The organism is Pseudomonas sp. TTU2014-080ASC, from assembly GCF_001446935.1.
Lineage (GTDB): Bacteria > Pseudomonadota > Gammaproteobacteria > Pseudomonadales > Pseudomonadaceae > Aquipseudomonas.
Genome location: NZ_LKKK01000002.1, coordinates 1 through 13,778, shown reverse-complemented (window position 1 = coordinate 13,778; position 13,778 = coordinate 1). Strand labels below are relative to the sequence as shown.

At 54.6% G+C, this 13,778-nt stretch carries 10 protein-coding genes, 2 tRNA genes and 2 rRNA genes; 13 read left to right on the top strand and 1 reads right to left on the bottom strand.

Annotated features, from left to right (window positions below):
- Positions 1-124: 124 nt before the first annotated feature.
- The 4 genes from coxB to AO726_RS05655 are packed head-to-tail and all read left to right on the top strand — an operon-like array spanning position 125 to position 4,342.
- Positions 125-1,249 carry a cytochrome c oxidase subunit II gene (gene coxB, locus AO726_RS05670; RefSeq protein WP_152987246.1) on the top strand — a complete coding sequence of 375 codons (1,125 nt, stop codon included), beginning with the start codon at positions 125-127 and terminating at the stop codon, positions 1,247-1,249.
- 4 nt (positions 1,250-1,253) lie between these two features.
- Positions 1,254-2,855, top strand: a complete 1,602-nt coding sequence (gene ctaD / locus AO726_RS05665) for a cytochrome c oxidase subunit I (protein WP_058067114.1) — start codon at positions 1,254-1,256, stop codon at positions 2,853-2,855.
- Positions 2,856-2,867: 12 nt separating this feature from the next.
- On the top strand, positions 2,868-3,434 hold the full coding sequence (locus AO726_RS05660) for a cytochrome c oxidase assembly protein (protein WP_058067113.1): 567 nt from the start codon (positions 2,868-2,870) through the stop codon (positions 3,432-3,434).
- 11 nt (positions 3,435-3,445) lie between these two features.
- A complete protein-coding gene (locus tag AO726_RS05655; RefSeq protein WP_058067112.1) occupies positions 3,446-4,342 on the top strand; it encodes a cytochrome c oxidase subunit 3 in 897 nt (298 codons plus the stop codon).
- A 5-nt stretch (positions 4,343-4,347) separates the two neighbouring features.
- On the opposite strand, the gene AO726_RS05650 is transcribed toward AO726_RS05655, so the two are convergent.
- Positions 4,348-4,551, bottom strand: a complete 204-nt coding sequence (locus AO726_RS05650) for a twin transmembrane helix small protein (protein WP_058067111.1) — start codon at positions 4,549-4,551, stop codon at positions 4,348-4,350.
- Positions 4,552-4,573: 22 nt separating this feature from the next.
- Between AO726_RS05650 and AO726_RS05645 the strand changes: the two genes are divergently transcribed.
- The 9 genes from AO726_RS05645 to AO726_RS05605 form a co-directional block, all read left to right on the top strand.
- Positions 4,574-5,338 carry an SURF1 family protein gene (locus tag AO726_RS05645; RefSeq protein ID WP_058067110.1) on the top strand — a complete coding sequence of 255 codons (765 nt, stop codon included), beginning with the start codon at positions 4,574-4,576 and terminating at the stop codon, positions 5,336-5,338.
- Positions 5,313-5,897 carry a hypothetical protein gene (locus tag AO726_RS05640; RefSeq protein WP_058067109.1) on the top strand — a complete coding sequence of 195 codons (585 nt, stop codon included), beginning with the start codon at positions 5,313-5,315 and terminating at the stop codon, positions 5,895-5,897. Before AO726_RS05645 ends, AO726_RS05640 begins: the two co-directional genes overlap by 26 nt.
- Positions 5,898-5,928: 31 nt before the next feature.
- Positions 5,929-6,969, top strand: a complete 1,041-nt coding sequence (locus tag AO726_RS05635; protein ID WP_058067108.1) for a COX15/CtaA family protein — start codon at positions 5,929-5,931, stop codon at positions 6,967-6,969.
- Positions 6,970-6,993: 24 nt separating this feature from the next.
- On the top strand, positions 6,994-7,890 hold the full coding sequence (gene cyoE / locus AO726_RS05630) for a heme o synthase (protein WP_058067107.1): 897 nt from the start codon (positions 6,994-6,996) through the stop codon (positions 7,888-7,890).
- Positions 7,891-7,938: 48 nt separating this feature from the next.
- Positions 7,939-8,574 carry an SCO family protein gene (locus AO726_RS05625; RefSeq protein WP_058067106.1) on the top strand — a complete coding sequence of 212 codons (636 nt, stop codon included), beginning with the start codon at positions 7,939-7,941 and terminating at the stop codon, positions 8,572-8,574.
- 403 nt (positions 8,575-8,977) lie between these two features.
- Positions 8,978-10,513, top strand: a 16S ribosomal RNA gene (locus AO726_RS05620).
- 65 nt (positions 10,514-10,578) lie between these two features.
- Positions 10,579-10,655: transfer RNA gene (locus tag AO726_RS05615), tRNA-Ile, on the top strand.
- A gap of 30 nt (positions 10,656-10,685) precedes the next feature.
- A tRNA-Ala gene (locus AO726_RS05610) sits at positions 10,686-10,761 on the top strand.
- Between the two features lie 233 nt (positions 10,762-10,994).
- A 23S ribosomal RNA gene (locus tag AO726_RS05605) occupies positions 10,995-13,778 on the top strand; the annotation flags it as partial.

Below are 13,778 nucleotides of genomic sequence, written 5' to 3'. Positions count from 1 at the left end.
CCTGAATACTCCGAATCAGTCTTGGCGCTGGTGTTCATCGCACATTACGTTGCCTGTGCGGGGGCGATGAACTGGCCAATGACTGGCTCGCGGGATAACAAGAACAATGTAGGGGAACCCGCAAATGATGCGACATCCACGTGTTTGGATGGGCTTCCTGTTGTTATTGGTATTCAGCCCGGCGCACGCCGGCTGGGGCGTGAATATGACGCCAGGTGCCACTGAGGTAAGCCGCTCCGTCTTTGATCTGCACATGACCATCTTCTGGATCTGCGTTGTCATCGGCGTCATCGTGTTCGGTGCGATGTTCTGGTCGATGTTGGTCCATCGCCGTTCTGTGGGGCAGGAACCGGCCCACTTCCACGAGAGCACTACGGTCGAGATTCTCTGGACCGTTATTCCTCTGCTGATCTTGGTGTTGATGGCGATCCCCGCCACCAAGACACTGATTGCCATCTACGACACCAGTGAGTCTGACTTGGACATTCAGATCACCGGCTACCAGTGGAAATGGCATTACAAGTATCTGGGTGAGGATGTTGAGTTCTTCAGCAACCTGACCACGCCCAAAGATCAAATCAATAACAAGGCCGACAAAGGTGAGCATTACCTGTTGGAGGTCGACGAACCGCTGGTGGTACCGGCTGGCACCAAGGTGCGTTTCCTGATCACCGCTGCCGATGTCATTCACTCTTGGTGGGTGCCTGCGTTGGCGGTGAAGAAGGATGCTATTCCGGGGTTCATTAATGAGTCCTGGACCCGTGTGGAAGAGCCCGGTATCTACCGCGGCCAGTGCACCGAGCTATGCGGTAAGGATCACGGTTTTATGCCGGTGGTTGTAGAGGTGAAGTCCAAAGAGGACTACGCCGCTTGGCTCGCCGAGCGCAAAGAAAAAGCCGCAGCAGAAAAAGAGCTGACCAGCAAAGAGTGGACGCTGGAAGAGCTGATGGCGCGCGGTGAGAAGGCCTACAACACGGCCTGTGCCTCCTGCCACCAGGCTAACGGTGAGGGGCTACCGCCCATGTTCCCTGCGCTTAAAGGTTCGGCAATTGCTAAAGGACCAGCGGCTGGGCATATCGAAATCGTCTTCAACGGCAAGCAAGGCACTGCGATGGCTGCGTTTGGCAAGCAGCTCTCGGAAGTGGACTTGGCCGCGATCATTACCTATGAGCGCAATGCCTGGGGCAATGCGGTGGGTGACATGGTCACGCCGAAAGAAATCCTCGCGTTCAAACAGGCTCAGGAGTAAGGACATGAGTGCAGTGATCGACTCTCATAAAGAGCATGGTCATGCAGGGCATGACCACCACCATGGCCCGGCCAAAGGTTTGATGCGCTGGGTACTGACCACTAACCACAAAGACATCGGCACCATGTACCTGTGGTTCAGCTTCGCTATGTTCCTGCTCGGCGGCAGCATGGCGATGGTGATCCGGGCTGAGCTGTTCCAGCCAGGTTTGCAGATCGTGCAGCCGGAGTTCTTCAACCAGATGACCACCATGCACGGGCTGATCATGGTCTTCGGTGCGGTGATGCCTGCGTTTGTCGGGCTGGCCAACTGGATGATCCCGCTGATGATCGGTGCGCCGGACATGGCTCTGCCGCGCATGAATAACTTCAGCTTCTGGCTGCTGCCTGCAGCGTTCGGGATGCTGGTCAGTACTCTGTTTATGGAAGGCGGCGGGCCGAACTTCGGCTGGACCTTCTATGCGCCGTTGTCCACAACCTACGCGCCGGAGTCGGTGACCTTCTTTATCTTCGCGATTCACTTGATGGGGATCAGCTCGATCATGGGGGCAATCAACGTCATTGCCACCATTCTTAATCTGCGAGCCCCCGGCATGACGTTGATGAAGATGCCGCTGTTTGTCTGGACCTGGCTGATCACCGCGTTCTTGCTGATTGCGGTGATGCCGGTGCTGGCTGGTTGCGTGACCATGATGCTGATGGATATTCACTTCGGCACCAGCTTCTTCAGTGCAGCCGGTGGTGGTGACCCGGTGTTGTTCCAGCATGTGTTCTGGTTCTTCGGGCACCCTGAGGTGTACATCATGATCCTGCCGGCTTTCGGTGCGGTCAGTGCGATCATCCCGGCATTTTCACGTAAGCCGCTGTTTGGCTACACCTCGATGGTCTATGCCACCGGTGCGATTGCCTTTCTGTCATTTGTGGTCTGGGCGCACCACATGTTCACCGTGGGTATTCCGCTGACCGGCGAACTGTTCTTTATGTACGCCACCATGATGATTGCCGTGCCGACAGGGGTGAAGGTGTTTAACTGGGCCAGCACCATGTGGCGCGGCTCGATGACGTTTGAAGCGCCGATGCTGTTCTCGGTGGCCTTCGTCATTTTGTTCACCATCGGTGGTTTCTCCGGACTGATGTTGGCCATTGCTCCGGCGGACTTCCAGTACCACGACACCTACTTTGTGGTCGCGCACTTCCACTATGTGCTGGTGCCGGGAGCGATCTTCGGCATCTTTGCTTCGGCCTACTACTGGCTGCCGAAGTGGACCGGGCATATGTATGACGAAACCCTGGCCAAGCTACATTTCTGGATGAGCTTTGTCGGCATGAACCTGGCCTTCTTCCCGATGCATTTTGTCGGGCTGGCGGGCATGCCGCGGCGGATTCCTGATTACAACCTGATGTTCGCCAACTTCAACATGGTGTCCTCTATCGGGGCCTTTATGTTCGGGGCGACGCAGCTGTTGTTCCTGTTTATCGTCATCAAGTGCATCCGTGGCGGCAAACCGGCGCCGGCCAAGCCGTGGGATGGCGCAGATGGTTTGGAATGGACAGTGCCTTCCCCCGCTCCGTATCACACCTTCTCCACGCCACCTGAAGTGAAGTAAGGGAGCGTTGCCATGAGCGAAGCCATGTCGAACCGTCGTCTGGTCACCCGCCTGTTGTTGGTGGTGCTGGGCATGTTCGGCTTCGGCTTTGCTCTGGTACCTATTTACGACGTGATGTGTCAGGCCTTCGGGATCAATGGCAAAACGTCCGGTGCGTATCAGACATCGCAGTCGGTTGTGGATGAGTCGCGGCAGGTTCGCGTGCAGTTTTTGGCGACCAACTCGGCCGATATGGTTTGGGAGTTTCATCCTGTCGCGGATGAGTTGGTTGTGCATCCGGGGCAGACCATGGAGATGGTCTTTATCGCCCGCAACCCAAGTGATCAGCCGATGACCGCCCAGGCCATTCCCAGCGTGGCACCTTCTAAGGCCGCGGCATTTTTCCACAAGACTGAGTGCTTCTGTTTTACCCAGCAGGTATTGCAACCCGGTGAGCGCATCGAAATGCCGGTGCGTTTCATCGTCGATAAAGACCTGCCGGGAGATGTTCGTCACCTGACGCTGGCATACACCTTGTTCGATATCACCGCGCGCAAACCGCCGGTGGCACAAGCGACCCTTAACCGGGCGACTCCATAAGGAGAACAACAATGTCGAGTCCTGAAACCCACGCAAACTATTACGTTCCTGCCCAAAGTAAGTGGCCAATCATTGCCAGCCTGGGGCTGTTAATCACCGTGTTTGGCGTCGCCACCTGGTTTAACGACATGACCGCCGGGCGCGAGGAGTCCAATGGGCCGCTGGTGTTCTTCGTCGGGGCGCTGTTCATTGCATATATGCTGTTCGGCTGGTTCGGTAATGTCATCAAAGAGAGCCGTTCTGGGCTTTACAGCCCGCAGATGGATCGCTCGTTTCGTTGGGGTATGAGCTGGTTCATCTTTTCCGAGGTGATGTTCTTCGCTGCTTTCTTCGGAGCCCTCTTTTATATACGTACTTTTGCCGGTCCCTGGCTGGGTGGCGAGGGCGACAAAGGTGTCAGCAACATGCTCTGGCCGGGCTTCGAGTACACCTGGCCGCTGCTCAATACCCCGGATCCAAAGCTTTTCCCGGCGCCTGAAGGTGTGATTGGTGCCTGGGGCTTGCCTTTGATCAACACCATTCTGCTGGTCACTTCCAGCTTCACCCTGACCTTTGCTCACCATGCCCTGCGCAAAGGCCATCGTAAGCCTCTGACGATTTGGCTGGCGTTAACCGTTCTGCTGGGCGCTGCGTTTCTGGTGTTGCAGATCGAAGAATATATCCATGCCTATAACGAGTTGGGGCTGACACTGGGATCGGGGATCTACGGTGCCACCTTCTTTATGCTCACTGGTTTCCATGGCGCGCACGTGACGTTGGGGGCGCTGATTTTGACCGTCATGCTGATCCGCATTATCCGTGGGCATTTCACTCCGGAGCAGCACTTTGGTTTCGAAGCCGCGGCTTGGTACTGGCACTTTGTGGATGTGGTGTGGATCGCGCTGTTCGTCTTTGTTTACGTGCTGTGAGCTGATTACCAGGTGACGTGGCTGACTAACTGACCGCTGAAGAAACCCCAAGCGATCAGCGCCACGGTCACTGCAGTCAGGCTTACACGTACGGTCAGGGCATTTACCAGCCGCGTGCTGCGGCCTTCATCCCTGACCAGAAAAACCAGACCACTGAACAGACTAATTACGGTGGCCAGCAGGAGCAGAACGATAGTGACCTTGAGCATGGGGCACTCCGGGGGAAGGGAGATGAACACAACCAGCAGTATAGACAGCCAGCGTTGGCGCACCTTTCGTCCAGGTGTGCTGCCGACGGTCATGTTGGTGGTGCTGTTGCCCTGCCTGCTGGCGCTTGGGTTCTGGCAACTGTCACGGGCTGAAGAGAAGCGCCAGTTACTGGCCACTCATGAGGCTAGGCAGCAGGCAGTGCCGATCACCCTGAGTGCGTTGGAGTGCGAGTCTGATCCGGGGTATCGCCAGGTACGCCTGCAAGGTTATTTCGATACCCACCACAGCCTGTTTCTGGATAACCGTATCCGCGATGGTCGGGCTGGAGTTGAGGTGCTACAGCCTTTTTACGATCAGCCCAGCGGGTTATGGGTTCTGCTCAATCGTGGTTGGCTGCCATGGCCAGATCGGCGCATTCGCCCGGCGTTCGTCACCCCAGATGATTACCTGCAGGTGCAAGGCTGGGTGTATGTGCCGCCGGGTGTCGGTTTGCAGCTGGAGGATCACGAATCTACTCAGAGCTGGCCGCGCCTTATCAGCACGGTAAACGCTCAAAAGCTCTGGCAACAGTTAGGTCGTGGTGGCTATGCCCACGAAATTCGTGTGCTGCCGGGGCCTGTTTCCCTGCGTGCGGACTGGCCTGTGGTGGCCATGAGTCCTGATAAACACACCGGTTACGCCGTGCAATGGTTTGCTATGGCCGTGGCCTTGATTGGTTTGTTCATCTACTTGGGGCTGTTCAATGCCCGGGAGCATCGTCATGAATCCAGCCATCACCCTGCCTGAAGTGACACCGCCGCAGCGTTGGCGCGGTCGTCTGCAATTGTTGTTGATTCTGGCTATTGTCATCGCCCCGATGCTGGTGGCCAGCGCCATGTACCACGGCCGATTCTGGATTCCTGAGACCCGGAACTATCACGGCGTACTGATCGGCAATGGCCAGACACTGAGCGATCTGGGGGCGGAGACGGCTGAGAATGGCCGCTGGCAACTGCTGGTCACCGCTCCTGGGGCTTGCGAGCAGGAATGTAAGCAGCTGGTCTATCTGGCGCGTCAGATCAATATTGGCCTCAACCGTGACGCCTCCCGGGCCACCCACGCGCTGGCTATGTCACAGGCCCTGTCCGCAGATTATGAGGCGCAGCTGCAGCGCGAATACCCGCAGCTGGGGCTGTACTCGCTGCACTCTGATGATTACCAGGCGACAGCTCCGGACGTAACCGAGCCGCAGTTGTGGATTGTTGACCCGATGGGAAATCTAGTCCTGCGTTACGGCAGCCAAAGCAAGGGTAAAGACGTTCTCGATGACCTGCGCCATCTGTTGAAAATCTCCCAGATCGGTTGATTCGTGCTGATAAATCAGCATAGGAGCGAGCATGAGCAAACCCGGATTTCGCCTCGCGCTGTTTGCCACGATCCTGGCTGTCGTGGTGGTTATGCTGGGGGCTTACACGCGCTTGACCCATGCCGGCCTGGGTTGCCCTGACTGGCCGGGGTGCTATGGGTTTCTTGGTGTGCCGATGAGTGAGCATAAGCAGACGCTGGCCGAGGCGCGCTTTCCTGACGCGCCGGTAGAGGTCGCTAAGGGCTGGTACGAAATGATTCACCGTTACTTTGCCGGGACGTTAGGTTTGGTGATTCTCGGGTTGGCCGTACAAACCCTGCGTCAGCGAAACCACCCTGCTCAGCCCCTCAAGTTGCCGCTGCTCATCCTTGGGCTGGTAATTGTGCAGGCCGCCTTCGGCATGTGGACGGTTACGCTCAAACTCTGGCCGCAGGTGGTGACTGCGCACTTGCTCGGAGGTTTCGCCACGCTGGGGTTGTTGTTTCTGCTGACATTGCGTCTTTCTGGACGGCTTCCCCCGCACTCACAGGCACCGGGTTCGGTGCGAGCTTTGGCGGCAGCTGGATTGCTACTGGTCATCGGGCAAATCGCATTAGGTGGTTGGGTCAGCGCCAACTACGCGGCAGTGGCATGCGTGGATCTGCCTTATTGCCATGGCGAGTGGTGGCCGAACATGGACTTCGCTAACGGTTTTCACCTGACTCAGCATATCGGCCCCAACTACTTGGGCGGGCAGTTAGACAGTGATGCCCGTACCGCCATTCATATGACTCATCGCATGGGCGCGGTGCTGGTCACACTGGTGCTGCTGATCCTGGCGTGGCAGTTGCGTCGCAATGGTGCGATGCGTTTGAGCACATTGCTGCTTGTTGCATTGCTGACTCAGGTTGGACTGGGCATCAGCAACGTCCTGCTGCACCTGCCGCTGATGGTGGCAGTGGCCCATAACCTTGGCGGGGCAGCGCTGATGTTGACACTCGTGCTCATCAACTTTCGCTTGCGCCGTCTCGTTGCGGCTCCAGCTCTGTCCCGTGAACGCGCTCCCGGCCCTGTGTTGTTGGCCGGCAAATAAGCACATCTTTAGAGGAAAACCCGAATGGCCACTCTAACCCGTGCACAACAAGAATCTCAGGCAACCTGGCGCGATTATCTCGAGCTGACCAAGCCGCGAGTGGTGGTATTGATGCTTATCACCTCATTGGTCGGGATGTTCCTCGCAACCCGAGCCGGTGTGGCTTGGCAAGTGCTGATCTTTGGCAATCTGGGCATCGGTCTGTGTGCAGGCGCAGCGGCTGCAGTTAATCACGTGGTCGACCGGCGCATTGACTCGATCATGGCCCGGACACATAAACGCCCCGTTACTGCAGGACGCATCCCGCCCAGTGTGGCGTTGGGCTTTGCCATGCTGCTGGCTGTTGCTGGTATGTCGGTATTGCTGGTGTTTACCAATGAGTTGGCAGCTTGGCTGACGCTGGCCTCGTTGCTCGGTTATGCAGTGCTCTATACAGGCTTTCTCAAGCGGGCGACGCCGCAGAACATCGTTATCGGTGGTTTGGCCGGAGCCGCGCCGCCGTTGTTGGGCTGGGTTGCAGTCACAGGGCATCTCAGTGCTGAACCCTTATTGCTAGTGCTGATCATATTCGCCTGGACGCCCCCCCACTTCTGGGCGCTCGCCATTCATCGTAAGGAGGAGTACGCCAAAGCGGATATACCAATGCTGCCAGTGACCCACGGCGAGCACTACACCAAGGTGCATATCCTTCTATATACATTAGTCATGTTCGCCGTCACCTTGCTCCCTTTCGCTATACATATGAGCGGGCTGTTGTACTTGCTGTGCGCGCTGGTGCTAGGTGGACGCTTTTTGTACTGGGCTTGGGTGCTATACCGTGACAGCAGACCACATGCCGCCATCAAGACCTTTAAATACAGCATCTGGTATCTTTTTTTATTGTTTATCGCGCTGCTGGTTGATCACTACATGATTCTTTAAGGCGTCACTTGCAGCAGACCTTACTTAACTCCCAATAATGTTGGTGCCATGAGCCGAACCCAGACCACCGTTTTTGTCCTCATTGCCATTGTCGCCCTGGTGCTTGGCCTCACTGTAAACAAGGTAATGAACAGCAAAGGTCAGGCTGACCCGACCGTGCTGCTGGATGCAGGTATCGTGCTGCTGCCACAAAGTCGCGCCTTGCCAGCGCTTTCAATGACCAATCAGGACGGCCAGTCCGTTCAGCTGGATCAGCTCAAGGGCAAATGGAGCCTGTTGTTCTTTGGCTATACCTTCTGCCCGGATATTTGCCCGGCGACGCTTGCTCAGGTACGCCAACTGAATGGGCAGCTACCTGCCGAAACCCAGGCACAGCTGCAAACTATCCTGGTCACCGTTGACCCTGCTCGGGACAATCCGGAGCAACTTAAGAAGTACCTGGGCTTTTTTGATGCGGGTTTTATCGGGCTTACCGGCTCGCTTGAAGATACCCAGAAACTTGCCAACGCCGTGAGCATTCCCTTTATCCCTGCTGATACCAGCAAGGAGAACTACACCGTCGACCACAGTGGCAATTTGGTACTGGTAGGGCCGGACGGGCGTCAGAGGGGCTTTATTCGTGCCCCTATCAATAATGAAAAGCTTGCAGCACAACTGCCGGGGCTGCTCAAAGCTGAGCCATAACTGAGTGCTGCACCTCCATAAACAGCATTGGTTCAGCAATATCTATTCATGTGAACCGAAATGGTGCAAATGCCCCTTGACTGGGTATTTAAACCCTGTATTATTCGCCTCCCGCTGACGAGATGCCGAAAAGCGACCGGAAGCGCAAGTGGTTGAAGTTGAAAAGAAATTTTCACAAATCACTTGACAGAGAAAGAGGCTGCTGTAGAATGCGCGCCTCGGTTGAGACGAAAGACTTAACCAAACGTTCTTTAACAACTGAATCAAGCAATTCGTGTGGGTGCTTGTGAGTTAAGACTGTTAGTCAAATGATTATCAGCATCACAAGTAACACTCGTGAATTCGAGAGTTTTTTGCGATTGCTGAGCCAAGTTTAGGGTTTTCTCAAAACCCAAGCAGTATTGAACTGAAGAGTTTGATCATGGCTCAGATTGAACGCTGGCGGCAGGCCTAACACATGCAAGTCGAGCGGATGAAGGGAGCTTGCTCCTGGATTTAGCGGCGGACGGGTGAGTAATGCCTAGGAATCTGCCTAGTGGTGGGGGATAACGTTCGGAAACGGGCGCTAATACCGCATACGTCCTACGGGAGAAAGCGGGGGATCTTCGGACCTCGCGCCATTAGATGAGCCTAGGTCGGATTAGCTAGTTGGTGAGGTAATGGCTCACCAAGGCTACGATCCGTAACTGGTCTGAGAGGATGATCAGTCACACTGGAACTGAGACACGGTCCAGACTCCTACGGGAGGCAGCAGTGGGGAATATTGGACAATGGGCGAAAGCCTGATCCAGCCATGCCGCGTGTGTGAAGAAGGTCTTCGGATTGTAAAGCACTTTAAGTTGGGAGGAAGGGCAGTAAATTAATACTTTGCTGTTTTGACGTTACCGACAGAATAAGCACCGGCTAACTTCGTGCCAGCAGCCGCGGTAATACGAAGGGTGCAAGCGTTAATCGGAATTACTGGGCGTAAAGCGCGCGTAGGTGGTTCGGTAAGATGGAAGTGAAAGCCCCGGGCTCAACCTGGGAACTGCTTTCATAACTGCCGAGCTAGAGTACGGTAGAGGGTAGTGGAATTTCCTGTGTAGCGGTGAAATGCGTAGATATAGGAAGGAACACCAGTGGCGAAGGCGACTACCTGGACTGATACTGACACTGAGGTGCGAAAGCGTGGGGAGCAAACAGGATTAGATACCCTGGTAGTCCACGCCGTAAACGATGTCAACTAGCCGTTGGAATCCTTGAGATTTTAGTGGCGCAGCTAACGCATTAAGTTGACCGCCTGGGGAGTACGGCCGCAAGGTTAAAACTCAAATGAATTGACGGGGGCCCGCACAAGCGGTGGAGCATGTGGTTTAATTCGAAGCAACGCGAAGAACCTTACCTGGCCTTGACATGCAGAGAACTTTCTAGAGATAGATTGGTGCCTTCGGGAACTCTGACACAGGTGCTGCATGGCTGTCGTCAGCTCGTGTCGTGAGATGTTGGGTTAAGTCCCGTAACGAGCGCAACCCTTGTCCTTAGTTACCAGCACCTCGGGTGGGAACTCTAAGGAGACTGCCGGTGACAAACCGGAGGAAGGTGGGGATGACGTCAAGTCATCATGGCCCTTACGGCCAGGGCTACACACGTGCTACAATGGTCGGTACAAAGGGTTGCCAAGCCGCGAGGTGGAGCTAATCCCATAAAACCGATCGTAGTCCGGATCGCAGTCTGCAACTCGACTGCGTGAAGTCGGAATCGCTAGTAATCGTGAATCAGAATGTCACGGTGAATACGTTCCCGGGCCTTGTACACACCGCCCGTCACACCATGGGAGTGGGTTGCACCAGAAGTAGCTAGTCTAACCTTCGGGAGGACGGTTACCACGGTGTGATTCATGACTGGGGTGAAGTCGTAACAAGGTAGCCGTAGGGGAACCTGCGGCTGGATCACCTCCTTAATCGACGACATCAGCTTTCTCATAAGCTCCCACACGAATTGCTTGATTCATTGCAGAAGACGATTGGGTCTGTAGCTCAGTTGGTTAGAGCGCACCCCTGATAAGGGTGAGGTCGGCAGTTCGAATCTGCCCAGACCCACCAATGTTCATGGGGCGCAGGCTTCAAGACATTGGGGCCATAGCTCAGCTGGGAGAGCGCCTGCCTTGCACGCAGGAGGTCAGCGGTTCGATCCCGCTTGGCTCCACCACTCTCTACTAGAGTTCAGAAATGAACATTTATGCTTGGCATGAAATGTTGATTTCTGGTCTTTGACTAGAAGAATCGTTCTTTAAAAATTTGGGTATGTGATAGAAGTGACTGATTAATTACTTTCACTGGTAATTAATCTGGTCAAGGTAAAATTTGTAGTTCTCAATTGCAAATTTTCGGCGAATGTCGTCTTCACGTTTGAGACAGTAACCAGATTGCTTGGGGTTATATGGTCAAGTGAAGAAGCGCATACGGTGGATGCCTTGGCAGTCAGAGGCGATGAAAGACGTTGTAGCCTGCGATAAGCTCCGGGGAGTCGGCAAACAGACTTTGATCCGGAGATCTCTGAATGGGGGAACCCACCCAGCATAAGCTGGGTATCTTGCACTGAATACATAGGTGTAAGAGGCGAACCAGGGGAACTGAAACATCTAAGTACCCTGAGGAAAAGAAATCAACCGAGATTCCCTTAGTAGTGGCGAGCGAACGGGGACTAGCCCTTAAGTTGATTTGAGATTAGTAGAAGGCTCTGGAAAGTGCCGCCATAGTGGGTGATAGCCCCGTATACGAAAATCTCTTATCAATGAAATCGAGTAGGACGGAGCACGAGAAACTTTGTCTGAATATGGGGGGACCATCCTCCAAGGCTAAATACTACTGACTGACCGATAGTGAACCAGTACCGTGAGGGAAAGGCGAAAAGAACCCCGGAGAGGGGAGTGAAATAGAACCTGAAACCGTATGCGTACAAGCAGTGGGAGCCTACTTTGTTAGGTGACTGCGTACCTTTTGTATAATGGGTCAGCGACTTATATTCAGTGGCAAGCTTAACCGAATAGGGGAGGCGTAGCGAAAGCGAGTCTTAATAGGGCGTTTAGTCGCTGGGTATAGACCCGAAACCGGGCGATCTATCCATGGGCAGGTTGAAGGTTAGGTAACACTGACTGGAGGACCGAACCGACTACCGTTGAAAAGTTAGCGGATGACCTGTGGATCGGAGTGAAAGGCTAATCAAGCTCGGAGATAGCTGGTTCTCCTCGAAAGCTATTTAGGTAGCGCCTCGTGTATCACTGCTGGGGGTAGAGCACTGTTTCGGCTAGGGGGTCATCCCGACTTACCAAACCGATGCAAACTCCGAATACCAGCAAGTGTCAGCACGGGAGACACACGGCGGGTGCTAACGTCCGTCGTGAAAAGGGAAACAACCCAGACCGTCAGCTAAGGTCCCAAAGTTATGGTTAAGTGGGAAACGATGTGGGAAGGCTTAGACAGCTAGGAGGTTGGCTTAGAAGCAGCCATCCTTTAAAGAAAGCGTAATAGCTCACTAGTCGAGTCGGCCTGCGCGGAAGATGTAACGGGGCTCAAACCATACACCGAAGCTACGGGTTCAACGTAAGTTGAGCGGTAGAGGAGCGTTCTGTAAGCCTGTGAAGGTGAGTTGAGAAGCTTGCTGGAGGTATCAGAAGTGCGAATGCTGACATGAGTAACGACAATGCGAGTGAAAAACTCGCACGCCGAAAGACCAAGGTTTCCTGCGCAACGTTAATCGACGCAGGGTGAGTCGGCCCCTAAGGCGAGGCAGAAATGCGTAGTCGATGGGAAACGGGTTAATATTCCCGTACTTCTAATTACTGCGATGGAGGGACGGAGAAGGCTAGGCCAGCACGGCGTTGGTTGTCCGTGTTTAAGGTTGTAGGCTGAATGCTTAGGTAAATCCGGGCGTTCAAGGCCGAGAACTGATGACGAGTTATCTTTTAGATGACGAAGTGGTTGATGCCATGCTTCCAGGAAAAGCTTCTAAGCTTCAGGTAATTAGGAACCGTACCCCAAACCGACACAGGTGGTTAGGTAGAGAATACCAAGGCGCTTGAGAGAACTCGGGTGAAGGAACTAGGCAAAATGGCACCGTAACTTCGGGAGAAGGTGCGCCGGTGAGGGTGAAGAATTTACTTCGTAAGCCCATGCCGGTCGAAGATACCAGGCCGCTGCGACTGTTTATTAAAAACACAGCACTCTGCAAACACGAAAGTGGACGTATAGGGTGTGACGCCTGCCCGGTGCCGGAAGGTTAATTGATGGGGTTAGCGCAAGCGAAGCTCTTGATCGAAGCCCCGGTAAACGGCGGCCGTAACTATAACGGTCCTAAGGTAGCGAAATTCCTTGTCGGGTAAGTTCCGACCTGCACGAATGGCGTAACGATGGCGGCGCTGTCTCCACCCGAGACTCAGTGAAATTGAAATCGCTGTGAAGATGCAGTGTATCCGCGGCTAGACGGAAAGACCCCGTGAACCTTTACTATAGCTTTGCACTGGACTTTGAGTTTACTTGTGTAGGATAGGTGGGAGGCTTTGAAGCGTGGACGCCAGTTCGCGTGGAGCCATCCTTGAAATACCACCCTGGTAACCTTGAGGTTCTAACTCTGGTCCGTTATCCGGATCGAGGACAGTGTATGGTGGGTAGTTTGACTGGGGCGGTCTCCTCCCAAAGAGTAACGGAGGAGTACGAAGGTGCGCTCAGACCGGTCGGAAATCGGTCGTAGAGTATAAAGGCAAAAGCGCGCTTGACTGCGAGACAGACACGTCGAGCAGGTACGAAAGTAGGTCTTAGTGATCCGGTGGTTCTGTATGGAAGGGCCATCGCTCAACGGATAAAAGGTACTCCGGGGATAACAGGCTGATACCGCCCAAGAGTTCATATCGACGGCGGTGTTTGGCACCTCGATGTCGGCTCATCACATCCTGGGGCTGAAGCCGGTCCCAAGGGTATGGCTGTTCGCCATTTAAAGTGGTACGCGAGCTGGGTTTAGAACGTCGTGAGACAGTTCGGTCCCTATCTGCCGTGGACGTTTGAGATTTGAGAGGGGCTGCTCCTAGTACGAGAGGACCGGAGTGGACGAACCTCTGGTGTTCCGGTTGTCACGCCAGTGGCATTGCCGGGTAGCTATGTTCGGAAGAGATAACCGCTGAAAGCATCTAAGCGGGAAACTTGCCTCAAGATGAGATCTCACTGGAGCCT

Excerpts from the sequence above, each read along its gene's own strand:
- AO726_RS05660 (WP_058067113.1), top strand. The coding sequence starts at position 2,868 with ATGAGCGAAGCCATGTCGAACCGTCGTCTGGTCACCCGCCTGTTGTTG.
- AO726_RS05625 (WP_058067106.1), top strand. The coding sequence starts at position 7,939 with ATGAGCCGAACCCAGACCACCGTTTTTGTCCTCATTGCCATTGTCGCC.
- cyoE (WP_058067107.1), top strand. The coding sequence starts at position 6,994 with ATGGCCACTCTAACCCGTGCACAACAAGAATCTCAGGCAACCTGGCGC.
- coxB (WP_152987246.1), top strand. The coding sequence starts at position 125 with ATGATGCGACATCCACGTGTTTGGATGGGCTTCCTGTTGTTATTGGTA.
- AO726_RS05645 (WP_058067110.1), top strand. The coding sequence starts at position 4,574 with ATGAACACAACCAGCAGTATAGACAGCCAGCGTTGGCGCACCTTTCGT.
- ctaD (WP_058067114.1), top strand. The coding sequence starts at position 1,254 with ATGAGTGCAGTGATCGACTCTCATAAAGAGCATGGTCATGCAGGGCAT.
- AO726_RS05650 (WP_058067111.1), bottom strand. The coding sequence starts at position 4,551 with ATGCTCAAGGTCACTATCGTTCTGCTCCTGCTGGCCACCGTAATTAGT.
- AO726_RS05635 (WP_058067108.1), top strand. The coding sequence starts at position 5,929 with ATGAGCAAACCCGGATTTCGCCTCGCGCTGTTTGCCACGATCCTGGCT.
- AO726_RS05640 (WP_058067109.1), top strand. The coding sequence starts at position 5,313 with ATGAATCCAGCCATCACCCTGCCTGAAGTGACACCGCCGCAGCGTTGG.
- AO726_RS05655 (WP_058067112.1), top strand. The coding sequence starts at position 3,446 with ATGTCGAGTCCTGAAACCCACGCAAACTATTACGTTCCTGCCCAAAGT.